Source organism: Nocardiopsis sp. CC223A, assembly GCF_030766825.1.
GTDB lineage: Bacteria > Actinomycetota > Actinomycetes > Streptosporangiales > Streptosporangiaceae > Nocardiopsis.
This window is the reverse complement of the sequence record NZ_JASFDV010000008.1, coordinates 97,083-120,294: the sequence shown is the minus strand read 5'-3', so window position 1 is coordinate 120,294 and position 23,212 is coordinate 97,083. Positions and strand designations below refer to the sequence as shown.

General features: G+C 72.8%; 22 protein-coding genes. 9 read left to right on the top strand and 13 right to left on the bottom strand.

The genetic code is table 11. From position 1 onward, the window contains the following. The 8 genes from smc to coaD all read right to left on the bottom strand — a co-directional run. The coding region (gene smc, locus QJS33_RS05350) for a chromosome segregation protein SMC (RefSeq protein WP_306366721.1) at positions 1-2,327 on the bottom strand (2,327 nt) is incomplete at its 3' end. A gap of 446 nt (positions 2,328-2,773) precedes the next feature. Beyond that, positions 2,774-2,962 carry a hypothetical protein gene (locus QJS33_RS05345; protein ID WP_306366720.1) on the bottom strand — a complete coding sequence of 63 codons (189 nt, stop codon included), beginning with the start codon at positions 2,960-2,962 and terminating at the stop codon, positions 2,774-2,776. A 388-nt stretch (positions 2,963-3,350) separates the two neighbouring features. Continuing rightward, entirely contained in the window at positions 3,351-3,638 is a 288-nt protein-coding gene (locus QJS33_RS05340) for an acylphosphatase (protein WP_306366719.1), read from the bottom strand. 105 nt (positions 3,639-3,743) lie between these two features. Further along, positions 3,744-4,604: a bifunctional DNA-formamidopyrimidine glycosylase/DNA-(apurinic or apyrimidinic site) lyase gene (gene mutM / locus QJS33_RS05335; RefSeq protein WP_306366718.1), complete on the bottom strand. Its 861-nt coding sequence runs from the start codon at positions 4,602-4,604 to the stop codon at positions 3,744-3,746. Between the two features lie 9 nt (positions 4,605-4,613). Next, positions 4,614-5,339: a ribonuclease III gene (rnc, locus tag QJS33_RS05330; protein WP_306366717.1), complete on the bottom strand. Its 726-nt coding sequence runs from the start codon at positions 5,337-5,339 to the stop codon at positions 4,614-4,616. Positions 5,340-5,701: 362 nt separating this feature from the next. Next, the gene (gene rpmF, locus QJS33_RS05325; protein ID WP_073379826.1) at positions 5,702-5,878 is read right to left on the bottom strand and encodes a 50S ribosomal protein L32; all 177 of its coding nucleotides are present in this window, start codon (positions 5,876-5,878) and stop codon (positions 5,702-5,704) included. A gap of 144 nt (positions 5,879-6,022) precedes the next feature. Continuing rightward, positions 6,023-6,601 carry a DUF177 domain-containing protein gene (locus QJS33_RS05320; protein ID WP_306366716.1) on the bottom strand — a complete coding sequence of 193 codons (579 nt, stop codon included), beginning with the start codon at positions 6,599-6,601 and terminating at the stop codon, positions 6,023-6,025. Between the two features lie 155 nt (positions 6,602-6,756). Continuing rightward, positions 6,757-7,239, bottom strand: a complete 483-nt coding sequence (gene coaD, locus QJS33_RS05315; RefSeq protein WP_306366715.1) for a pantetheine-phosphate adenylyltransferase — start codon at positions 7,237-7,239, stop codon at positions 6,757-6,759. Positions 7,240-7,411: 172 nt separating this feature from the next. Between coaD and rsmD the strand changes: the two genes are divergently transcribed. Continuing rightward, entirely contained in the window at positions 7,412-7,978 is a 567-nt protein-coding gene (gene rsmD, locus QJS33_RS05310) for a 16S rRNA (guanine(966)-N(2))-methyltransferase RsmD (protein WP_306366714.1), read from the top strand. 521 nt (positions 7,979-8,499) lie between these two features. Here the strand turns inward: rsmD and recG are convergent. Then, positions 8,500-10,689: an ATP-dependent DNA helicase RecG gene (gene recG / locus QJS33_RS05305; protein WP_306366713.1), complete on the bottom strand. Its 2,190-nt coding sequence runs from the start codon at positions 10,687-10,689 to the stop codon at positions 8,500-8,502. A 377-nt stretch (positions 10,690-11,066) separates the two neighbouring features. Here recG and rpmB point away from each other — a divergent pair, with 377 nt between their 5' ends. Further along, positions 11,067-11,252, top strand: coding sequence for a 50S ribosomal protein L28 (rpmB, locus tag QJS33_RS05300; RefSeq protein WP_013151263.1), 186 nt, complete (start codon positions 11,067-11,069; stop codon positions 11,250-11,252). A gap of 93 nt (positions 11,253-11,345) precedes the next feature. On the opposite strand, the gene QJS33_RS05295 is transcribed toward rpmB, so the two are convergent. Both QJS33_RS05295 and QJS33_RS05290 read right to left on the bottom strand, forming a co-directional pair. Continuing rightward, positions 11,346-11,996, bottom strand: a complete 651-nt coding sequence (locus tag QJS33_RS05295; protein ID WP_306366712.1) for a cellulose binding domain-containing protein — start codon at positions 11,994-11,996, stop codon at positions 11,346-11,348. Between the two features lie 130 nt (positions 11,997-12,126). Then, positions 12,127-13,104: a thiamine-phosphate kinase gene (locus QJS33_RS05290; RefSeq protein ID WP_306366711.1), complete on the bottom strand. Its 978-nt coding sequence runs from the start codon at positions 13,102-13,104 to the stop codon at positions 12,127-12,129. A 116-nt stretch (positions 13,105-13,220) separates the two neighbouring features. Here QJS33_RS05290 and QJS33_RS05285 point away from each other — a divergent pair, with 116 nt between their 5' ends. Beyond that, positions 13,221-13,454, top strand: coding sequence for an Lrp/AsnC family transcriptional regulator (locus tag QJS33_RS05285; protein ID WP_306366710.1), 234 nt, complete (start codon positions 13,221-13,223; stop codon positions 13,452-13,454). Positions 13,455-13,475: 21 nt separating this feature from the next. Further along, complete coding sequence (locus QJS33_RS05280; protein WP_306366709.1) at positions 13,476-13,940, top strand: DUF3515 domain-containing protein; 465 nt, start codon at positions 13,476-13,478, stop codon at positions 13,938-13,940. Positions 13,941-14,339: 399 nt separating this feature from the next. Here QJS33_RS05280 and QJS33_RS05275 read toward each other — a convergent pair whose 3' ends face one another. Continuing rightward, a complete protein-coding gene (locus tag QJS33_RS05275) occupies positions 14,340-15,122 on the bottom strand; it encodes a DUF3105 domain-containing protein (protein ID WP_306366708.1) in 783 nt (260 codons plus the stop codon). A gap of 89 nt (positions 15,123-15,211) precedes the next feature. Here QJS33_RS05275 and QJS33_RS05270 point away from each other — a divergent pair, with 89 nt between their 5' ends. The 5 genes from QJS33_RS05270 (at position 15,212) to cydC (ending at position 22,543) form a co-directional block, all read left to right on the top strand. Next, the gene (locus tag QJS33_RS05270; protein ID WP_306366707.1) at positions 15,212-15,943 is read left to right on the top strand and encodes a DUF305 domain-containing protein; all 732 of its coding nucleotides are present in this window, start codon (positions 15,212-15,214) and stop codon (positions 15,941-15,943) included. A gap of 305 nt (positions 15,944-16,248) precedes the next feature. Next, on the top strand, positions 16,249-17,709 hold the full coding sequence (locus tag QJS33_RS05265; protein ID WP_306366706.1) for a cytochrome ubiquinol oxidase subunit I: 1,461 nt from the start codon (positions 16,249-16,251) through the stop codon (positions 17,707-17,709). Positions 17,710-17,718: 9 nt separating this feature from the next. Next, positions 17,719-18,744 carry a cytochrome d ubiquinol oxidase subunit II gene (gene cydB, locus QJS33_RS05260; protein WP_306366705.1) on the top strand — a complete coding sequence of 342 codons (1,026 nt, stop codon included), beginning with the start codon at positions 17,719-17,721 and terminating at the stop codon, positions 18,742-18,744. Positions 18,745-19,061: 317 nt separating this feature from the next. Continuing rightward, positions 19,062-20,780 carry a thiol reductant ABC exporter subunit CydD gene (gene cydD / locus QJS33_RS05255; protein ID WP_306366704.1) on the top strand — a complete coding sequence of 573 codons (1,719 nt, stop codon included), beginning with the start codon at positions 19,062-19,064 and terminating at the stop codon, positions 20,778-20,780. Further along, on the top strand, positions 20,777-22,543 hold the full coding sequence (gene cydC, locus QJS33_RS05250) for a thiol reductant ABC exporter subunit CydC (protein WP_306366703.1): 1,767 nt from the start codon (positions 20,777-20,779) through the stop codon (positions 22,541-22,543). The genes cydD and cydC overlap by 4 nt, the downstream gene beginning before the upstream one ends. On the opposite strand, the gene QJS33_RS05245 is transcribed toward cydC, so the two are convergent. After that, the gene (locus QJS33_RS05245) at positions 22,540-23,124 is read right to left on the bottom strand and encodes a Uma2 family endonuclease (RefSeq protein ID WP_306366702.1); all 585 of its coding nucleotides are present in this window, start codon (positions 23,122-23,124) and stop codon (positions 22,540-22,542) included. The genes cydC and QJS33_RS05245 overlap by 4 nt on opposite strands. Positions 23,125-23,212 lie beyond the last annotated feature (88 nt).

The following is a 23,212-nucleotide window of genomic DNA, read 5'->3' as shown; positions in this document are numbered from 1 at the left end:
TCGGGGGCCTCCTCCTCCAGGGAGGCGGCCATCTCCTCGGCCTCGGCGTGCCTCTCCTCCAGCCGGGCCAGCTTCTCGACGTCCTGCGCGCGGGCGGCGGCCGCCTTGGTCGCCGCTGCGGCGTACCTGGCGGACTCGGCCTCGGCGGAGCGGGCCTGCCCGCCGAGCTTGCCCAGGCGCTGGGCGGTCTCGTTGCGTTTGCGCTCGCCCTGGCGGCGGCGGGCGGTCAGCTCCTGGACCCGGGCGGACAGCTCGGCGCGCTCGGCCTTGGCGGTGTCCAGTTCCTCGGCGGCGGCGGCCGCGGCCCCGGTGGCGGCCTCCAGCCCGGCGGCGGCCTCGTCGACGGCGGCCTGGACCTCCAGCAGGCTGGGTGCGGCGGCCGAGCCGCCGTGGGCCAGCGCCCCGGACAGGACGTCGCCGTCGGGGGTGACGGCCCGCACGGCGGGCAGTTTGGCGACCAGGTCGCGGGCGTCGGCCAGGTCGGCGGCGAGCAGCACCCGGTCCAGCAGCGCGGTGACCGGGCCGGACAGGTGCTCGGGGGCGGTGACCGCGTCCACGGCGTAGCGGACCCCGGATGGGGGCCGGGGCCAGTCCGCGCGCGGCACGGCGGGCACGGCCCCGGCGATGACGATCCCGGCCCGGCCCGCGTCCTCGGCGCGCAGGAGTTCGAGTGCGGCCACGGCGGTGTCGGGGTCGGCGACCGCGACGGCACCGGCGGCCGCGCCCAGCGCGGCGGCCACCGCGGCCTCGCGGCCGGGCTCCACCTGGACCAGTGCCGCCAGTGAACCGAGCAGCCCGGGCAGGTCGGAGCCGAGCAGGGCGGCGGCGCCGTCCCTGCCCGCCAGCCCCAGTTCGAGGGCCTCCTTGCGGGCGGCGAGCGCGGCCCGCTCGCCCTCGGCGGAGCGCTCGGCGTCGCGCAGCCGGTTCAGCTCGGCCTCGACCGCGGCGAGCGCGGCGGCGGCCTCCTCCTGGGCGGCGTCCAGCTCGGCGTCGCCCTCGTCCAGCCCCGCCGCCTCCTCGGCGGCCATCTCGTACTCGGCCTGGGCCTGCTCGGCGCGTTCGGCGGCCTGGGCGGCGGCCTCCTCCAGCCGGGTGATCTCGGCCTCGCCGGAGGACAGGCGGCCGCGCAGCCCCTCGACACTCGCCGACAGGCGGACCAACTGCTCGCGGCGCTCGGCGGCGGCCCGGCCGGCGGCCTCCAGGCGCTTCTCCTCGCGGTGCAGGGTGTCCTCGGCGGCGCTGCGCTCGGTGACGGCGGCCTCCAGGGCCTCGCGGGCCTCGTCCAGCCGGGCGAGCAGCTCCTCCTCCTGGGCGGCGGCCTCCTCGGCCTCCATCTCCAGTTCCTCGGGGTCGCGCCGGTGGGCGGGCTCGTCGCCGACGGCGGCGAGGTTGCGGAAGCGTTCGGCGGCCAGTCCGCGCACGGCGTCCAGGCGTTCGGTGAGCCGGGACAGCGCGTGGTAGGTCTCGGTGGCGCGGGCCAGGGCGGGGGCGGCCTCGGCGGCCTGGGCCTCCAGTTCGGACTCGCGCTCCTGGGCCTGGGCGAGGGAGGCCTCCACCGCCGCCCGGCGGCGCAGGACGTCCTTCTCGTCGGCCTCCTCCTTGGCCAGCTGCTCGGTGAGGGTGACGATGTCGTCGGCGAGCAGTCGCAGGCGGGAGTCGCGCAGGTCGGCCTGGATGACGGCGGCCCGGCGGGCCAGCTCGGCCTGGCGGCCCAGCGGCTTGAGCTGGCGGCGCAGCTCGGCGGTGAGGTCGGTGACCCGGTCCAGGTTGCCCTGCATCGCGTTGAGCTTGCGGATCGCCTTCTCTTTGCGCTTGCGGTGCTTGAGGATGCCCGCGGCCTCCTCCACCAGCGAGCGGCGCTCCTCGGGGCCGGCGTGCAGGACGGTGTCGAGCTGGCCCTGGCCGACGATGACGTGCATCTCACGGCCGATGCCGGAGTCGCTGAGCAGGTCCTGGATGTCGAGGAGGCGGCAGGTGTCGCCGTTGATCGCGTACTCCGAGCCGCCGTTGCGGAACATGGTCCGCTTGATGGTGACCTCGGTGTAGTCGATGGGCAGCGCGCCGTCGGTGTTGTCGATGGTGAGGCTGACCTCGGCGCGGCCCAGCGCGGGGCGGGTGGAGGTACCCGCGAAGATGACGTCCTCCATCTTGCCGCCGCGCAGCGACTTGGCACCCTGCTCGCCCATCACCCAGGACAGGGCGTCGACGACGTTGGACTTGCCCGAGCCGTTGGGGCCCACCACACAGGTGATGCCCGGTTCGAAACGCAGGGTGGTGGCCGACGCGAACGACTTGAAGCCGCGCAGCGTCAGATTCTTCAGGTACACCCACACCTCCCGCAGTGGCCACCGGGCGTTCGCACCGCGCTTCCGGGGGACGGGAACGCGGGGCCGACCCGTACAAGGGTGCCACGAAGCGGTGACAGGGGTGCGGGGATCGGCGCGGTGTGCCGGTGGGGGACGCGTCGCCGGGCGGAGTGGCTCCGCCCCGCGCGTCGCGTTTTCGTACGTTTCCTCCCGGCTTTCCCGGGAGGAGATCAGGAGGGGGGATCACCGGCGGACACGGAGGGTTGTGACGGGGTCCGCCGGGTAATAAAAGGAATAGAGGCCGCAATGGAAAAGGAAAGACTGCGGCGTGATGGACTTGTGGATCCGGTGGAAGTCCACCGGTGAGGATTCAGGGACGCCCGGACGATACTACGGAACGGCGTCCCCACCCCTGGATTCGTGCACGGCGTGCGCGGCCGGTCGGTACCGGGCGCGGAACACGAGGATCAGGCGAGCGCGGGCTCGCGGTCGGCGGCACCCGTGACGTCGCTGACCGCCATGCTGAGCTGGTCGTTGCGCGCCTGGAGCCGGCTGACCTCGTCTTCGAGGTCGCGCACCCGCTTCTGAAGCCGTCGCATCTCCTGAACCATACGAGGGTCGGAGCCGCCGACGTGGCCAAACAGAGCCTTCGCCATGATGTGGGTCCTCCACACTGAGTGACCAGTTGTGATTTCGCGCATGCGACACCCCGCGGGATTTGTTTCTCCATGACGTGTCGGTTCACGTTCATGGACGTTGCTTCCACGCGGGTGGAAGGTTGCGCGGTGTGCCTTCCAGAGTCTCACTAGGCGCGCCACTGGTCAAGATTGGATTACAAACAGTCGGTAACCACTCTGATCCGGAGTGAGAAATCCCGGGCAGGTGGCGTCAACACGATACGAAGAGGACCACCCCGGCCGAGCCGGATCCGTACGGGAACGCACGATGATGGCCGACGCACCTCACGAGACCCTGCCACGAGCCTTCGGTTCCGACCGTCGCGGTCGCGGGATGCGCTCGAATCGCGTTACCAGTCCAGGATACTCACCGTTCGACGAAACCGGTGAACGTACCCCTGCTCGGACCCCAACGTTCGACCACAGAGTCCACACGGCCGGGTGTTCCGCCGCCCTTGAGGCGTTCAAGAAGCCCCTCGCAGGCCTTCCGGGAACCCTCCGCGACGACCTCCACACGGCCGTCCGCGAGGTTGGTGGCGGCCCCGACCAGCCCCAGTTCCAGCGCCCGGGACCGCGTCCACCAGCGGAAACCCACTCCCTGGACATGTCCGCGCACCCACGCGGTCAGTCGGACGACCTCGTCGCCGCCGCTCATTGACCGTTCCTCTTCCTTACCTTGGGGAGACACTTTCCTCACCGGTCGGTTCTTCGGGCCGTTCGATCCCCGAAGACCACACCGCCCCCACCCGTCACAGCCCGGTCAGGCGGCGCGGGATCGCCGCGGGGGCTTCTGGCAGGAGGGGCAGCTGAACGAGGAGCGGTTCATGAACGACTCCCGCACGATCGGGGTGGCGCACCGGCCGCACGGCCGGTCCTCCCGCCCGTAGGCGTTGAGCCCCCGGGCGAAGTAACCGCTCTCACCGTTGACGTTGACGTACAGCCCGTCGAAGGTGGTGCCGCCCACCGCCAGCGCCTCCGTCATGACGTCGCGCACGTGTCCCAGCAGCTCACCGGCCTGCGCCCGGGTCAGCCCCCGGGTGCCGCGCCGCCCGTGCAGCCCGGCCCGCCACAGGGCCTCGTCGGCGTAGATGTTGCCCACGCCGCTGATCAGCGACTGGTCCAGCAGCGCCCGCTTGACCTCGGTGTCCTTGGCGCGCAGCGCCCGCACGAACACCTCCGGGACGAACGCGGCGTCCAGCGGGTCCAGGGCGATGTGGTCCACCGCCGCCGGCACGTCCGCCCGCGCACCCGGCCCGTCCACCATCAGGTGGCCGAAGGTGCGCTGGTCGACGAACCGCAGCTCGTTGCCGTCCGACAGCGGCAGCCGCACCCGCAGGTGCTTCTCGTCCGGCCTGCCCTGCGGCTGGACCAGCATCTGGCCGCTCATCCCCAGGTGGGCCAGGAGCATCGACCCGTCGTCCAGGGTCAGCCACATGTACTTGCCGCGGCGCAGCGCGGCCGTGGGGGTGCGCCCCTGGAGCCGGGCCGCGAAGTCGGCGGGGCCGGGGGCGTGCCTGCGCACCGAGCGGGGGTGCAGGACCTGCACCCCCGCGACGGTACGTCCCACGGCGTGGTCGGCCAGCCCCCGGCGGACGACCTCGACCTCGGGCAACTCGGGCATCGGGAGAACCTACTTCTTTCCGTTTGCGGCGGCCTCGGAGCGGGCCTTGATCGCCTTCCAGGCGGACTCGGCGGCCTGCTGCTCCGCCTCCTTCTTGCTGCGGCCCTCGCCCAGGCCGTAGCTCTCCCCCGCGACCCGGACCGTGGCCCGGAACGTCTTCTGGTGGTCGGGGCCGGACTCGTCCACGTGGTACTCGGGCACGCCCAGCATCTCCGCGGCCGTCAGCTCCTGCAACGAGGTCTTCCAGTCCAGGCCCGCGCCCAGCCCGGAGGCGGTCGCGATCAGCGGGTCGAAGAGCCGGTGCACGAACTCCGAGGCGGTGTCCAGGCCGCGGTCCAGGTAGACGGCACCGATGATGGCCTCCAGGGTGTCGGCCAGGATCGACGACTTGTCGCGCCCGCCGGTGCCCTCCTCGCCGCGGCCCAGCCGGATGTACGCGCCGATGCCCAGGCCGCGGGCCACGTCGGCCAGCGCCCGCATGTTGACGACGGCGGCGCGCAGCTTGGCCAGCTGGCCCTCGGGCAGGTCGGGGTGCTTGCGGAACAGCGTGTCGGTGACCACCAGGCCGAGCACGGAGTCGCCCAGGAACTCCAGGCGCTCGTTGGTGGGCAGGCCGCCCTTCTCATAGGCGTAGGAGCGGTGGGTCAGCGCGCGGACCAGGATCTTGGGGTCGACCTCGACCCCGATGGCCTGGTGGAACGCCTTGGCCTCGGCGGAGGAGAGCTGGGTGGCCACTCGTTTCACTTCCCTGTTCGGGCACGCCGGTACGGCGCGCGTGCGCGGTCGCGGACGCACGGCCCGACCAGGGTGCTCGAAAACGAGGTGAACGTCGCGGGAGCCGGGCGCCGGACACGGCACCCGCTCCCCCGGCGGCCACCACGAACTCGGGAACTCCGATGCGGTCCGCGGGCCGGCCGTCGCATGGACGGTAGGACTGGGTCGGGGCGGCTCCGGGCCGTCCCTCGATGACACTCTACAAATCCCGGCCCGTCCGCGCCTCCCCCGCAGTCCCCGGACAGCGATCGGGGCGGGTCCGTGTCACGGACCCGCCCCGGGGCAGGAGTCGGGTTCGATGACCCGAGGACCTGTCATGTGCCTTAGGCCGGGTTGACGACCTGGCGGTTGTTGTAGGTGCCGCAGGTCGGGCAGGCGACGTGGGGCTGCTTGGGGTCACGGCAGCGCGGGCAGTTGACCAGCACCGGGCGCGACGCCTTCCACTGGGAACGGCGGGTCCGGGTGTTGCTCCGCGACATCTTCCGCTTCGGGACGGCCACTTCAATCCTCCTGGGTCACCCCCGCGCGGATCGCGGGAGGTCGCTTATCTGGTCGGCCCCGCGCGCGGCGGGGTGTGCTCCGTAGAACGGGGCGCCCGGCACGGGGCCGGGATCATCCCCGTGGTGCACGGGGAAGGGCTGTTGTCACTCGCCCGGCCGCTCCGCGAGGTCGCGGAGCGCCTCCCAGCGGGGATCGACCCGGTCGCCGTGACCGTGGTCGGGACCCGCGTCGGCGAGTCGGGCACCGCACTCCGAGCACAGGCCCGGGCAATCCGGGTCGCACAGCGGCGAGAGCGGGAGGGCGAGAACGACGGCGTCTCGGACCACGGGTTCGAGGTCGAGCAGGTCGCCCTCTAGATAGTAGTCCTCATCGTCGTCTTCCGCTTCCGGGTCCTCCTGGTGGAGGTCGTCCTCGTCGGCGGCGTACCGGAACATCTCCTGGAAGCCCGCCTCGAAGTCCTCGGAGAGGGGGTCGAGGCAGCGCGAGCACTCGGCCGTGATCTGCCCGCGCACGGTCCCGGTGACGAGCACGCCCTCCATCACCGCTTCCAGGCGCAGGTCGAGCTCCAGCTCGCGGCCCTCGGGCACGGAGGACATCGCGTTCGCGAACGCCTCGGGGACGGTCACGATGCGCTGGACCGTCCGCATCGACCCCGGCTGGCGGCCCAGCGCCTGGGTGTCGACCACGAACGGGTCACGGGGATTGAGACGAGACAGGGTCATCGGGCTTTCACGAGATTTCCGGGAGCCGGGCGGCCCGCCGGTGGCGGCCGGGACCGGCCCGCGCGCACGCCGAAGACGGCGACGCACATGGTCGAACCTGGATTCTACCCATCACGTCCCCGAGCACCCAAATCAGCCCCGTCAAGGCCCGTGTATCAGCCGTTCGCGGCGTACTTCTCGCGCAGTCGGCCCTGGACGTAGGGCGTCACCAGGTTGGAGACGTCGCCATGGTACTGGGCTATCTCCCGGACCAGGCTGGAGGACAGGAACGAGTACTGCGGGTTCGCGGTCATGAACACCGTCTCGACCCCGGACAGGCGGTAGTTCATCTGGGCGATCTGGAGCTCGTAGTCGAAGTCGCTGACCGAGCGGAGGCTGCGCACGATGGTGTCGATGCCGTTGGCGCGGCAGAAGTCGACGAGGAGGCCGTCGAACTCGGCGACCTGCACGTTGGCGAGGTCCTCGGTCTCCACACGGAGCATGTCGAGCTTCTCCGGGACCGTGAACAGGCCCTTCTTGTTCACGTTGTTGAGCACAGCGGCGACGACCTCGTCGTACTGCTTGGCCGCCCGGCCGATGATGTCGATGTGACCGTAGGTCACCGGATCGAAGGAACCCGGGCAGACGGCACGGCGCACGGTGGATCGCCCCTTTCGGACATGGCGTTCGGGTACCGCGATCGTAGGGGGCGCCCCTCGCCCCGATTCGGGCAACTCCCGTTTAGTGGCCACTTTCCCCCCATCGCCCCCACCTCGGGAGGAGGCGCGCCGGGGCGTTCGGGAGGCACAGAGCCTTGGCTACGGTGGTGACATGACCCGCATCATCGCCGGGACGGCCGGGGGGCGCCGCCTCTCCGTCCCCGACGGCCGCACCACCCGCCCCACCAGCGACCGGGCCCGCGAGGCCCTGTTCGCCTCCGCCCAGTCCGACCTCGGCCCGCTGTCGGGGCTGCGGGTCATGGACCTGTACGCGGGCTCGGGTGCCATCGGTCTGGAGGCCCTGTCCCGGGGCGCCGCCCACGCGCTGCTGGTGGAGGCCGACCGCAGGGCCGCCAAGGTGGTGCGGGACAACATCGACGCGCTGGGCCTGCCCGGCGCCCGGCTGGCCGCCGACCGGGTGGAGCGGGTGGTCGCGCAGGACGCCCCGGGCGAGCCCTACGACCTGGTCGTGGCGGACCCGCCGTACGCGGTCACCGACGCCGAGATCGCCGCCGTGCTCGCCGACCTGGTCGCCCGCGCGTGGCTGGCCGACGGCGCACTGGTGGTGGTGGAGCGCTCCAAGCGCACCGCCGAGCCCGCCTGGCCCGCCGGGCTCACCCGTGACCGCAAGCGCGGCTACGGCGAGGCCGTCCTCTGGTACGCCCACCACTGCGCGTAGGGGTTCGGGCAGCGGGACGTCGGCGGGGCTCCGGAGGCCCGGAGCGGACACCTTCGAGGAGAAGAGCGCGGCCGCAGACCACCCGTAAGCGGGAAGAGCGCGGCCGCAGACCACCCGTAAGGCGGCGAGGCCGTCCTCTGGTACGCCCACCACTGCGCGTAGGGGTTCGGGCAGCGGGACGTCGGCGGGGCTCCGGAGGCCCGGAGCGGACACCTTCGAGGAGAAGAGCGCGGCCGCAGGCCATCCGTAAGCGGGAAGAGCGCGGCCGCAGGCCATCCGTAAGCGGGAAAAGCGCGGCCGCAGGCCATCCGTTGAGGGTGGTGGTGGGCGACGGGCGGGTGGTGGTGGGCGACGGGCGGGCGGTGATGGACGACGGGCGGGTAACGGTGGGCGGACGGCGGTGAACAGCGGGCGGGCGGGGATGTCCGCGCAGGGCCGCCGCGCCTCCTGAAGCCCGTTCCCGCCCTCAGGAGGCGCCGGGCGCGGGCCGAAGCGGAGCGGAGGCCCGGAGCGGGCACGGCTCAGGCCTTGTCGAGGTACTCGGCACGCTCCTCCGGGAGCAGCTCCTCCAGGGCGTCGGCCAGCGGCGGGTGGGCGGTCAGCTCCGGGTCCTCCGCCAGGTAGGCGGCGGCGCGCTCGCGGGCCTCCTCGATGATCTTCTCGTCCTTGAGCAGGGTGAGCAGGCGCAGGCTGGAGCGGCCCGACTGGGCGTCGCCCAGCACGTCGCCCTCGCGGCGCATCCGCAGGTCCTCCTGGGAGAGGACGAACCCGTCGGTGGTCGAGGCGACCACGTCGAGCCGTTCCCGGGCGGGCGAGCCCTCCTCGGATTCGGTGACCAGCAGGCACAGCCCCGGCAGTTGGCCGCGACCGACCCGGCCGCGCAGCTGGTGCAGCTGGGAGACCCCGAACCGGTCGGCGTCCATGATGACCATCACAGTGGCGTTGGGCACGTCCACGCCGACCTCGATGACGGTGGTGGACACCACCACGTCGGTGGTGCCGGCCGAGAAGCGGCCCATCACCGCGTCCTTGTCGTCGGGGGCCATCCGCCCGTGCAGCACCTCCACCTTGAGGTCGGACAGGGGGCCCTCGGCCAGCCGGGCGGCGATCTCCAGCACCGACAGCGGGGCGCGCTCGCCCTCCTCCCCCGCACCCTGGGCGTCCTCGGCGGAGTCGCCGTCGCCGATGCGCGGGCAGACCACGAAGGCCTGGCGGCCCCGGGCCGCCTCCTCGCGGATCCGCTCCCAGGCCCGGCTGAGGTAGTGGGGTTTGTCCTTGGCCGGGACCACGTGGGTGGACACCGGCGCGCGCCCGGCGGGCAGCTGGGTGAGGGCGACCACGTCGAGGTCGCCGTAGACGGTCATGGCGACGGTGCGCGGGATGGGCGTGGCGGTCATCACCAGCACGTGCGGGCGGCCGTCGGCGGCCTTGGCCCGCAGGGCGTCGCGCTGCTCCACCCCGAACCGGTGCTGCTCGTCGACCACGACCAGGCCCAGGTCGGCGAAGGACACGTGCTCCTGGAGCAGGGCGTGGGTGCCCACCACGATCCCGGCGGCGCCGGAGGCGGCGTCCAGCAGGGCCTCGCGCCGGGCGGCGGCCCCCATGGACCCGGTGAGCAGGGCGATCCTGGTGGCCCGCTCGGCCCCGTCGATCTGCCCGGCCCGGCCCAGCGCGCCGAGCATGGCGCCGATGGAGCGGTGGTGCTGCTGGGCCAGCACCTCGGTGGGGGCGAGCATGACGGCCTGACCGCCGGAGTCCACCACACGGAGCATGGCGCGCAACGCCACCAGGGTCTTGCCCGCGCCCACGTCGCCCTGGAGCAGGCAGTGCATGGGGTGGGCGGAGTCGAGCCGCTCGGCGAGCAGGCCGCCGACCTCCCGTTGGCCGTCGGTGAGGGTGAACGGCAGCTGCGCGTCGAAGGCGTCGAGGATGCCGCCGTCGACGCCGGGCCGGGGCACCGCGGGCAGGCTCTCGGCGTCGCGGCGCCGGCGGGCCAGCGCCAGTTGCAGGACGAACGCCTCGTCCCACTTCAGGCGGCGGCGGGCGGACCCGATGTCCTGGTCGCTCTGCGGCCGGTGGATTCTGCGCAGGGCGTCGGCGATCGCGATCCGGCCGCCGAGCACGGCGGGCGGCAACGGGTCGGGCAGGCTGTCCGCGACGCCCAGGGCGAGTTCGACGGCGCGGCCGATGGTGGCCGAGTCCATGCCCTTGACCGCCGGGTAGACGGGGATGAGCTCGTCGGCGTAGGCGCGGGCCCGGTCCACCTCGGAGCCGTCCTCGTCGAGGAGCTCGTACTGCGGGTGGTCGAGCTGGCGGCGCCCCTTGAACGTGCTGACCTTCCCGGAGAACATGGCCAGCCGCCCGGGGGTGAGCCGGGTCTGGTGGTAGGCGCCCTGGTTGAAGAAGGTGAGGTGCAGCCTCCCGGTGCCGTCGGTGACGGTGACCTCCAGCAGGTCCATCCGCCGCCGCCCCTGCCGGGGCGGGACCGTGCGCCGCTTGGCGTCCAGGACGCGGGCCTGCACGGTGGCCTGCTCGCCCTCGCGCAGCAGGGCCAGGTCGGTGAGGTCGCCGCGCCGGTCGTAGCGGCGCGGGTAGTAGCGCAGGAGGTCGCCGAGGGTGCGGAGGTCGAGTTTCTCCTCCAGGGCCTTGGCCGTCTTGGCGCCCAGCGTCGGGTGCGGGCCCCGGCCCAGCGGTTCGTCCCAGGTGCTCATGGTCTTCCTCTTCAGGATCGCCGGTCACGGCCAACGCTAATGCCCCGCTGCGACGCTCGGTGGCGGCTCCGGGGAGCGGGGCTGCGGCGGGTCGGCGTTCTCCCGGGACGGGGGCTCGGGGCACGGATGTCCGCCGCCGTCTCCGGCGGGGCTATACTCGTGTGAGTTCATCGTGTTCCGCCATGCCCGCGTGGCGGCGGTCGATGGTCCTTCCGGCGGCATCGTGTTCCGTCGGCGCACGCGGGGGCGTTTTACCTCCCCTCGTGTACTCTTCCACGGTTGGCGTTCGCGCCGGCCTGTCCGCCCGGCCTCTTTCGGCCGGTTGAACCTTCGCGTGCGGCGACGTGCGCGATCCCGAACACTTGAATGGAGTTACCGTGGCTTCCGTCTGCGACGTCTGCGGCAAGGGACCAGGGTTCGGTAACAGTGTTTCCCACTCGCACCGTCGCACCCGCCGCCGCTGGAACCCCAACATCCAGACCGTCCGCACCCGGGTCGGTGGCACGCCCAAGCGCGTGAACGCCTGCACCTCGTGCATCAAGGCCGGCAAGGTGACCCGCTAGGGAGCACCGCCCCTGACAGGTCTTCGAGGCCCTCCGACTCCGGTCGGGGGGCCTTCGCCGTTCCCGGGGTCGGACGACCGGCGGCCGGACCGCTCACAGGCTACAGATGTGCCCGTTGAGGGAGCAGCGGATGGGGCTCTGCGCCGTGCCCAGTGCCTGGAAGGTGAGCGAGGCGCTCTCCCCGGGCGCGAGCCCGTCGGCGCCGCCGGGCTGGCGGGCCAGGATGCCGTCGTCGATGGCCTCCCAGTCGGCGCCCTCGACGTGGGTGATCTCGGCGTCCTCGAAGGCCAGGGCCAGCTCCCAGGCGTCGAGCCTGCCGCGGGAGGTGTTGGTGACGGTGACCTGCGCGCTGAAGCCCGCCCCACCGGACTCCACGACGCGGTAGGAGACGGTGGTGGGCTCGGTGCCCGCCTGGGTCTGCGGCGCGGGCGACCCGGGCTCGGGTTCGGGTTCGGGTGTGATTCCGCCGCTGGGACCCGCCCCGTCCTGGGTGCCCGGGTTCCGGGCGGCCCCCTCGGGGGTACCGCCGAACTGGAGGTAGATCTGGGTGGTGCTGTAGCCGAAGAGGAGCAGGCCCAGGATCACACCGGAGATGACGAGGACGTTGAGCAGGCGCGGGGGCTCCACCCGCTTGGGGACGGTGCTTTCGATGAGGCCGCCCAGTCGGCGCAGCGCTCCGGTGTCCGCGGGCTCGCTGCGGTGCGCACCGCGACGGGTGCCCTGCCGCTGCCCGTGCCGCCCCATGGACCGCCTCTCCCCGGGATCGGATACCGATCTCGTCCTGCCCGGTGGCCGCCGCTCGGTGGGAGCGGGACCGGGCGATTCTCGGCCGCAAGCCTAGCGCGCGAGCCAAAACAGACAAATCCAAACTCGCTCATTCACCGGGGAAATGATCCCAACCGGTGCGTTCGGGAACCCGCCCCGCGACGGTGACACGGAGTTCCTCCTCGGCGGCCGGGAGGACGGTCCCGATGCGGTGCCAGTGGCCGGGCAGGTCGGCACCGGCGGGGAAGGTCGCGGCCAGGGCGTGGTCCTCGCCCCCGGAGACCATGAACGCCACGGCCCGCCCGGGCTCCTCGCCCAGGACGCGCACGGCCTCGGTCAGCGCGGGCTCGGGGCGCAGCAGGTCCGGGTCCAGGTCGATGCGCACCCCCGAGGCCCGGCACACGTGGCCCAGGTCCTGGGCGAGGCCGTCGCTGACGTCGAGCATGGCGGTGGCGCCCAGCCGGGCCGCCTCGGGGCCGGCGGGGTAGGGCGGGGAGGGCCTGCGGTACTCGTCCAGGCAGGCGGCGGTTCCGGCGGCCCCGGCGGTCCCGGCGGTGAGCAGGGCCAGCCCGGCGGCGGACAGGCCCAGGTGCCCGGAGTAGGCGACGACGTCGCCGGGGCGGGCGCCGTCGCGGCGGACCGGGGCCCGGCCCTGGAGGTCGCCCAGCGCGGTGATCGCGATGGTGAGGGTGTCGCAGCCGACGGTGTCGCCGCCCACCACCGCGCCGCCCGCGGCCGCGCACTCGTCGCGCACGCCCAGGGTGAACTCCTCGGCCCACTCCAGGGGCAGGTCGGCGGGGGCGGCGAAGCCGATGAGCAGGCCGGTGGGGCGGGCGCCCATGGCGACGACGTCGGCGAAGTTCTGGGCCACCGCCCGGTGGCCGACGTCGCGGGCGGTGGACCAGTCGCGCCGGAAGTGGCGCCCCTCGACCAGCAGGTCGGTGGTGGCCACGGTCCGGCCGTCGGGGGCCGCGACCACGGCCGCATCGTCACCCGGGCCGAGGATTACATCGTCCGTCCTGGGGAATTTGCTCGTCACGCGTCTGATCAGAGCGAACTCACCCAGGCCCCCAATGGTGTTCTGCACAGGGAACAGGGTACGGTGACGCTCCGGCGCGGTGGTCTAGACCCACGTTCGTCACACGTTCGTCATCGGCCTCACCGTCGGGTGCTCCTGTACCCGGCATGCACGAAGGAGTACACATGGTGCAGGCATACATCCTGATCCAGACCGAGGTCGGCCGCGCCGCCGAGGTCGCCGAGCGCATCCGGGGCATCGAGGGGGTCGTGGAGGCCCATGACGTGACCGGCCCCTACGATGTGATCGTCCAGGCCAAGGCCGACGACGTGGATGCTCTGGGGGCGCTGGTGGTGGCCCGGATCCAGCGTCTGGAGGGGATCGCCCGGACACTCACCTGTCCCATCGTCAACATCTGACCCGACTCCTCGGAGAATGTGGTGCGTGTACTCCTGCGGCTGACCCCGGTGCTCCTCCTCCTGGGCGCGGTCGCGGGGTGCGGAGCGCAGACGGTGCGCATGGAGCCGCCGCTGCCCGACGCCGCGGCCGAAGAACCGTGCGCGGCCCTGGTCGCCGACCTGCCGGACACCCTCATGGACGCCGACCGCGTCGACGTCCGGCCCGCGTCCGAGCTGACCGCCGCCTGGGGCGACCCGGCGATCGGCCTGCGCTGCGGGGTGGAACGGCCCGTGGCACTGGCCCCGGACTCCCTGCTCGAAGAGGTCAACGGGGTCCCGTGGCTGTCGGAGCCGGCCGACGCCCCCACGGTCTTCACCGCGGTCGGCCACGAGGCCTACGTCGAGCTGCTGATCCCGGCCTCCTACGGCCCCCCGGCCGCGGCGCTCACGACCGTGAGCGACCTGGTCACCGAACACCTGCCGCCGCTGCCCGACGGGGAACTCTAGGGCGTGTGCGGCGGATGCCTTCGTGCGGTTCGGCGCTCGCGCCGAAGGACACGGGCGGCCGCCGGGCGATCTCCCGCAAAACGACGAGTGCAGGTGCCCCCACCGTGCCTCGCCCCGCAGGCTCGGCGGTGTCGCACGGCGGGGGCCCGCCCGGGTTCGGCCGGCCGAGCGCGGGCGGCGCCGCGAGAGGCGGCCCGGCGGCTCCGCGGAGACACCGCGCCGACGGCGTCCGCTGAGGGCGGCGGTGGGCGACGGGCGGGCGGAACGACCCGTCGAACACGCCCCAACGGCCCGGAGGCTCTGGCGGCCCGGGCGGGGTGGGACTCGGCAGAACCAGGAAGGGGCGGTGCGACCGTGGTCGCACCGCCCCTTCTCCCGTTCCTCCCCGCGGAGCGTCCGCTATTCGGACTCCTCCTCTGCGGGGGCCTCGCTCTCGTCCTGAGCAGGAGCCTCGCTCTCGTCCTCGGCCGGAGCGTCACCCTCCTCGGCGCCCTCGGCGGGGCCGTCCATCCCCTCGGCGATCTCCTCGCCGCCACCGCCGACGAGCATGGCCTCGACCTCCTCGGCGTTCTCGGCCACGCCCTGGGAGCACAGGGCGCCCGGCTCCGGCACGTCGGTGCTCTGCTCGAAGGCGCGGACGAAGCGCTGGAGGCTCTCGTCGGTCGGGCTGTCGACGGCGACCTGGCGGCCCCAGGCGGAGGCGACGATGGGGCCGTCCATCTCACCCTCGTACGGGGTGACCAGCAGGTAGGAGCCGGGGGTGTAGAAGTCGTTCAGCTGCTCGACCTGGTCCGCGGGCAGCTCGGGGTCGTAGGCGATCCACACCGCGCCGTGCTCCAGGGAGTGCACCGCGAACTCGGAGGTCACCGGGGCGGGGTAGACACCGCAGTTCTGCCAGGAGTTCCAGTGGTCGCCGCCGACCGGCGGGCTCTGCTCGTAGTCGACCTTCTCGCCGGTCTCGACGTGGACGTAGGAGCCCACCTCGTGTTCCGCCATGCCGGGGATCTGCCGGCTTCGGTAGTCCATGTAGAAAAGGAAGCCGATGAGGCCCACGACCAGCACGGCCGCCAGGGCACCGCCGGCGATGCCGAGGATCTTGCGCTGTCTCTCCTTGCGCAGGCGCTCCGCCTTGAGGGCGGCAGCGCGCTGGCGGCGCTCCTCCGCCGTCTTCTTCTTGGCCACTGGGTCTCCTGAGGTGGGTGGTGGGGCCTGGGACTTACCTATCCTCTACTTTGGCATCACAGTCGGGCGATTTGACCAGGATGGTTCCCATGGGAAACGAAAGCGGTACCGAGAGCGACCCGATCGGTGACCTCGGGCACACCGCGGACCTCCCCGGGGACGACCGGGAGGAGGCCGTACCGGGGGAGTTCCCGGAGGAATCCGAGACACGTCCCCTCCGGTTGGACTCCGTCCCGACCTGGGCCGTGGTGATCCTGGTCGCAGTCGCCCTGCTCGGCGGCTACCTGCTGGGCCGCCCCTCGTACCCGCTGGACACCGGCGCCGACGCGGGCTTCCTGCGGGACATGAGCGTCCACCACAACCAGGCCGTGGACATGTCGATGATCCTCCTCGACAAGACCGAGGACCCCGAGCTGCGCACCGTCGCCACCGACATGGCCCGCACCCAGCAGGCCCAGGTGGGGCGGATGCAGGGCTGGCTGCTGGCCTGGGGCCTGCCGGTGCGCGCCCCGGACGAGCCGATGGCCTGGATGGCGGGGCACGACCACGGCGGCGAGGACGGCGGGGTGCCCGAGACGATGCCGGGGCTGGCCACCGCCGAGCAGCTCGACGAGCTCCAGGCGGCCGAGGGCGTGGACGCCGAGGTCATCTTCCTGGAGCTGATGATCGACCACCACCTGGGCGGGATCGAGATGGCCGAGGCCGAGGTGGACCTGGGCCGGGAGGAGATGGTCGTGGGCTTCGCCCAGGGCATGATCGACGCCCAGGGGGCCGAGGTGGACCTCATGGAGCGACTGCTGGCCGACCGCACCGGCGGCTGACCGGACCCCCGCGTTCTCCGGAGGCGGCGCACCCCGCGGGGTGCGCCGCCTCCGCCGTTCCCGGGGCGTCCCCGCATGTGTGGCAGAACCCACAGACACGGCGCCCCGGCCTCCGCGGATTCCGCATCGGCACAGGTCAGAATGTTCTCATCGCCGCGCGTCCACCCCGCTCCCCGTCCGATCCCTCTCGCCCCCTCCCTCACACGAGTCACTCGGAGGTCCTTCAGTGACCCCCGGGACATCAACGACACGATGTAGAACTACGATTTGTAGTACTACCGGCGGTCGGTATCTGAGAGGCGGGTATGGAAGCCCTTGAACTCGCGCGGTGGCAGTTCGGTGTCACCACGATCTACCACTTCCTGTTCGTGCCGTTGACCATCGGCCTGTCGTTCATCGTGGCCGTCCTACAGACGGTCTGGTACCGCACCGGCAGACACGAGTACCTCCAGGCGACCCAGTTCTTCGGGAAGCTCTTCCTCATCAACTTCGCCATGGGCGTGGTCACCGGCATCGTCCAGGAGTTCCAGTTCGGCATGAACTGGAGCGAGTACTCCCGGTTCGTCGGCGACGTCTTCGGCGCCCCGCTGGCGATGGAGGCGCTGCTCGCCTTCTTCCTGGAGTCCACCTTCATCGGCCTGTGGATCTTCGGCTGGCACCGGCTGCCCCGCGCCGCCCACCTGGCCTGCATCTGGCTGGTGGCGATCGGCACCAACCTGTCGGCGTACTTCATCCTCGCCGCCAACGCCTGGATGCGCCGTCCCGTCGGGTTCGAGGTCAACCCCGAGAACGGGCGCGCCGAACTCAACGACATCTGGGCCGTGCTCAGCAACGACCAGGCCTGGTCCACCTACCTGCACACCGTCTCGGCCGCGTTCATCACCGCCGGGCTGTTCGTGGTCTGCGTCAGCGCCTACAAGCTCTGGCGCAACCAGAAGCACGGCGACACCGGGATCCGCGGGGTGACGCCGCCCAAGGGCGACTTCGCCCTCTTCCGCGGCACGCTCAAGGTCGGGCTGGTCTTCACGCTCGTCGCCGGGGTCATCGTGGCGGTCTCCGGGGACCACCAGGCCAAGCTCGCCGCCCAGTACGAGCCCATGAAGCTCGCCGCCGCCGAGGCCCTGTGGGAGACCGAGGAGGGCGCCGCGTTCTCCGCGTTCGCCGTCGGGGACACCGAGGCGCGGTACAACCCCATCGACGTCACCGTCCCCAACATCCTCAGCTTCCTCGCAACCGGCGAGTTCGACGGCGAGGTCCACGGGATGAACAACCTCCAGGCGGCCTACGAGGCGGAGTACGGCGAGGGGGACTACATCCCCAACGTGTTCGTCACGTACTGGTCGTTCCGCCTCATGATGGGCCTGGGCATGGCCGGGGTCGCCATCGCCGCGATCGGGCTGTGGCTCACCCGGGGCAGGGACCGGACGCCGTCCGTGCACGGCCGGCTGACCCGCTGGTTCTATCCGCTGGCCGTGCTCGCGCTGCCCGCCGCCCTGTCCGCCAACATCTTCGGCTGGGTGCTCACCGAGATGGGCCGCCAGCCCTGGACCGTCCACGGCTACCTGCTCACCGCCGCCAGCGTCTCGCCCGGCGTGAGCCTGGGCACCGTCGCCCTGAGCCTGACCGGGTTCACCCTCATCTACGGCGTCCTCGCCGTCGTCGAGGTCGGACTCCTGGTCAAGTACATCAAGGCGGGCCCGTCCCACCTCGTCCCCGACCTCGAAAAGGACGGCGACGAGTCGAAGATCCCCCACTTCAGCTACTAGGACATCACCATGGATCTGGCCGTCATCTGGTTCATCGCCATCTCGGTCCTGTGGATCGGGTACTTCGTCCTGGAGGGGTTCGACTTCGGGGTCGGCACCCTGATGCCGTTCATGGGCAAACGGGACTCCGTCGACCGGCGGGTCGCCATCAACTCCATCGGCCCGGTGTGGGACGCCAACGAGGTGTGGCTGATCACCGCGGGGGGCGCCACGTTCGCCGCGTTCCCCGCCTGGTACGCGTCCCTGTTCAGCGGGTTCTACGTGCCGCTGTTCATCATCCTCGTCGCCCTCATCCTGCGCGGTGTGGCGTTCGAGTACCGCGGCAAGCGCGACGACTCCACCTGGCGACTGTGGTGGGACCGGGCCATCTTCTTCGGCAGCGCCGCACCCGCCCTGCTGTGGGGCGTCGTCTTCGCCAACGTCGTCCGGGGGGTGGCCATGGACGGCGACCAGATCGTCACCGCGTCCCTGGCGGACCTGTTCAACCCGTACGCGCTGTTGGGCGGGCTCACCACCCTGTCGCTGTTCGCCCTGCACGGGGCGGTGTTCCTGAGCCTGAAGACCGACGGGCCGGTCCGGACCCGGGCCCGCGCCGCCGCACTGCGCACCGCCTGCGTCGCCGTACCCGCCGCGGCCGCGTTCCTGCTGTGGACCCAGCTCGCCCACGGCCCGGCGTGGACCTGGCCGCTCGTGGCGCTGGCCGCCCTGGCCCTGGTCGGCGGGGTCGCGGCGGCCCGGGCGCGGCGCGAGGGGACGGCGTTCGGGCTCATGGTCGCGGCCATCCTGGCCGCCGTGATCACCCTGTTCGGGTCGCTGTTCCCGAACGTGCTGCCCTCCACCACCGACCCGGCGTTCAGCCTCACCGTCGAGAACGCCTCCTCGGCGGACTACACGCTCACCATCATGACCTGGGTGGCCGTGGTGTTCCTGCCGCTGGTGCTCCTCTACCAGGGTTGGAGCTACTGGGTGTTCCGCAGGCGGGTCACCGGTGCCACCGTCACCGGCGAGACCGTGACCCGGGGTTCCGGCGCCTGACGCACCGGTACGGCCCCCTCCCCCATCGCCCGGGGCGGGGGCCGTACCCGTACCCGGGGCGCATCGGCAAGACTGAAGGGCCCACCCGTCACCCACCACCACCCTCAACGGACGCCTCCGGCGCAGCCCGACCCACCCCGTCACCCACCACCACCCTCAACGGACGCCTCCAACACAGCCCGACCCACCCCGTCACCCACCACCACCCTCAACGGACGCCTCCAACACAGCCCGACCCACTCCGCCACCCACCACCCTCAACAGACGCCTCCAACACAGCCCGACCCACCCGTCGCCAGACCAGCCAAGAGGTCCCATTGAAACCGCTCGATCCGCGCCTGGTGCGGGCCGCCGACCCGGTCCGCGCCCACCTGGCCGTCTCCGTGCTCAGCGGGGTGGCGATCACCGGGCTGATCCTGACCCAGGCCTGGCTGCTCGCCCACGTCATCTCGGGGGTGTTCGCCGGATCCGGGTTCGACGCCCTGGGGTGGGCGGTCGCCACCGTCGCCGGCATCGCCCTGGCCCGCTCCCTGCTGTCGTACGCGGCCGAGGCGTCCGCGCTGCACAGCGCCGCCCGCACCAAGTCGATCCTGCGGCGGCGGCTGATCGACGCCGTCACCGGTGACGGAACGGTGTGGACGGCCCGGCGCGGCGCGGACGGGGAGGCCCCCAAGGCCGGGGAGCTGGTCACCCTGGCCACGCGGGGCCTGGACGCGCTCGACGACTACTTCGCCCGCTACCTGCCCCAGCTGGTGCTGGCGTCGATCGTGCCGGTCGCCGTGCTGGCCGTGGTGTTCTGGGCCGACTGGATCTCCGGCGTCGTCATCCTGGTGACGGTGCCGCTCATCCCCGTCTTCATGGCGCTCATCGGCATGCACACGCAGAACCGCACCGAGCGGCAGTGGCGGCTGCTGAGCAGGCTCGGCGGGCATTTCCTGGACGTGGTGGAGGGGCTGCCGACCCTGGCGGTGTTCCGCCGGGCCAAGGCGCAGGCGGCGCTCATCCGGCAGGTCGGCGAGGAGCACCGCAGGGCGACCATGGGGACGCTGCGGATCGCGTTCCTGTCCGCGTTCGCCCTGGAGCTGCTGGCCACCCTGGCGGTGGCGCTGGTCGCCGTGGAGGTGGGACTGCGGCTGTTGGGCGGGTACATGGACTACCAGACCGCCCTGCTGGTGCTGATCCTGGCCCCGGAGGCCTACCTGCCGCTGCGCGAGGTGGGCGCCCGGTTCCACGCGAGCATGGAGGGCGTGGCCGCCGCCGACCAGGTGTTCACCGAGCTGGAGCGGCACCGGACCGCGGACACCGACGCGCCCGCGCCCACCGGGGAGCGGTCCCCGGCGACCGGGGGCGACCTGCGCCTGAGCGGGGTGTCGCTGACCTACCCGGGGCGGGACCTGCCCGCCCTGTCCGGGGTGGACCTGACCGTGCGCGCGGGCGAGCGGGTGCTGCTCACCGGGCCCAGCGGGTCGGGCAAGACCACCCTGCTGTCGCTGCTGCTGCGGATGAACACCCCCTCCGAAGGGCGGATCGAGGTGCGCGCGCCCGGCGGCGAGTGGGCGCCGCTGGGGTCCGTGCCCGCCGCCGACTGGCGGCTGGGGGTGGCCTGGGTGCCCCAGCACCCCTACCTGTTCGACGTGTCGGTGGCCGACAACATCCGGCTGGGCGACCCCGACACCCCGCTGGAGCGGGTGCGCGAGGCGGCCCGGCTGGCCGAGGCCGACGGGTTCGTGTCCGCGCTGCCCGACGGGTACGACACCCGGCTCGGTGAACGCGGCACCCGGCTCTCGGCGGGCCAGCGCCAGCGGATCGCGCTGGCCCGGGCGTTCTGCCGGGACGCGCCGCTGGTGCTGCTGGACGAGCCCACCGCCCACCTGGACCCGGAGAACGCCGCCGCGGTCCGCACCGCCGTGGACCGCCTCCTGCACGGGCGCACCGCGGTCATCGTCGCCCACGACACCGGCTGGGCCGAGGCCGTCCTCGGCGCCCGGGTCGTGGAACTCCCGCTGCCGGGCCGTGAAGGGGCGCTGAGCCGATGAACACGATCGACACCGCCGACGTCTCCCCCGTCCCCGAGAGGGAGCGCCGCCGCGACCCGCTGCGGCGGATGGTCGCGCTGGCCCGGCCCCGGGCCGGGCGGTTCGCGCTGGGCGTCCTGCTGGGCGCGGTGGCCACCGGGTCCGGGGTGGCGCTGCTGGGGGTGGCCGCGTGGATGCTGGCCACCGCGGCCTCACAGCCGGCGATCACCGCGCTGGGGGTCTCGGTGGTGGCCACCCGGGCGCTGGGCGTCGGCAAGGGGGTGAGCCGGTACCTGGAGCGGCTGGTCACCCACGACGCCGCGTTCCGCACGCTGGCCGAGGTGCGGGTGCGGGTGTACCGCAGGCTCGCCGCCACCGAGCCCTTCGGCCGGTTCCGGTCCGGCGACCTGGTGTCGCGGCTGGTCAACGACACCGAGGCGACCCTGGACCTGCTGGTGCGCGGGCTGGCCCCGCCGCTGGTGTCCCTGGTGACCGGCGGCATCACCGTCCTGGTGGTCACCGCCGTGTACGCGCCCGGCGGGGCGCTGCTGGCCGCGGGCCTGCTGCTGGCGGGGCTGGCGGTGCCCTGGGCGGCCGCCGCGCTGGGCCGGGCCCCGGGGCGCCGCCAGGCGGTGGCGCGCGGGCGCCTGTCGACCTCCCTGGTGGACACCCTGCACGGGGCGCCGGACCTGGTCGCCTACGGGGCGATGGACCGCCAGGTGGCCCGGGTGCACGAGGCCGACGAGGAGCTGACCCGGATGGCGCGGCGCGACGCCGCGGTACTGGGGCTGGGGGCGGGCGCGACGACGCTCATCACCGGGCTGAGCGTGTGGGGCGCCCTGTTCCTGGGGGTGCTGGCCGTGGACGGCGGGAGCCTGGACGCGGTTTCGCTCGCGGTGCTGGTGCTGGTGACCCTGGCGGCGTTCGAGATCGTCGCCCCGCTGCCCGCCGTGGCGGCCAAACTGGGGGCGATCCGGGAGAGCGGGGCGCGGCTGTTCGGAGTGCTGGACACCCCGGCGGCGGTCGCCCCGGCCGCCCGCACCGGCCTGGACCCGCACGGCGACCCCACCCTCCGGGTCCGCGGGCTGCGGGTGCGCTACGCCCCGGACGGGCCCTGGGCCCTGGACGGCGTGGACCTGGACGTCCCCGCCGGCGAGACCGTCGCGGTGGTGGGCCCCAGCGGAGCGGGCAAGAGCACCCTGGCCTCCGTCCTGCTGCGCTTCCGCGACCCCGACGCGGGACACGTGGAACTGGGCGGCGCCGACATCACCGGGTACCCGGCCGACGAGGTGCGCGCCGTGGTCTCCGGGGTGCCGCAGGACCCGCACGTGTTCGCCTCGACCCTGCGCGAGAACCTCAGACTGGCCCGACCGGACGCCACAGACGACGACCTGTGGGCGGCGCTGCGCCGGGCCCGCCTGGCCGACGAGGTCACCGCGATGCCCGACGGCCTGGACACCCGCGTGGGCACCCACGGCCTGGGCCTGAGCGGCGGCATGGTGCAGCGCCTGGCCCTGGCCCGCGCCCTGCTGGCCGCGCCCCGCGTGCTGGTCCTGGACGAGCCCACCGCCCACCTGGACCCCGACACCCGGGACGCGGTGGTCGAGGACCTGCTGGCCGCCGCCGAGGGCTACTCGACGCTGCTCATCACCCACGACCTCACCGGCCTGGACCGGGTGGACCGCATCGTCGTCATCCGCGACGGCCGCGTCGTGCAGTCGGGCACCCACACCGAACTCCTGGCCCGCGACGGCTGGTACCGCGACGTCCACCCGGACCTCTAGCCGAGCAGCGCCTCCGCCGCCATCTCCACCGCGAACGGCTCCGGCAGCCGCACGTGCCCGCCCCGCACGGCCCTGGCCACCTCGCGGTAGTCGTGGCCGTCGGGGTCGGAGAACAGGGCGACCTCGCCCAGGCGCGGGTCGACCACGAGGTACAGCGGAACCCGGGCCCGGGCGTAGCCCTGGGCCTTGGCCTTCCAGTCGTGGAGCGCACTGCTGGGCGAGACGACCTCCAGGGCGAACTCGACGGCCTCCATCGGCCGGATCCACTCCGGCCCGTCCCACCCCCCGCCGTCCGCGACGGCGGTCGGCATGACCAGCAGGTCCGGCACGTAGCGGTCCCCGGTCGCCGCGTTCTCCACCGTCACCATCTGGAGGGCGACGAGGTCGTCCGGCAGGGCGCCGATGATGAGGCGCTCGACTCCGCGCACGATGCGCGCATGCCGATACGTCGGCGCCGACGACACGATGATGCTCCCGTCGATGACCTCCGCCCGGTAACCGTTCGGAAGATCGAGACCCTCCATGAGAGCGTGCAGGCCGGTCATCGCCTCACCCGGCCGCTCTCGCACGGCGAACGCCATCGGCGACCCCTCGTGGTATCCGGAACATCCCTGAGCGTAGTGAGCGCACTCCTCCGGCGTACGTGCTTCCCTGAAAATCCCGAAGAGT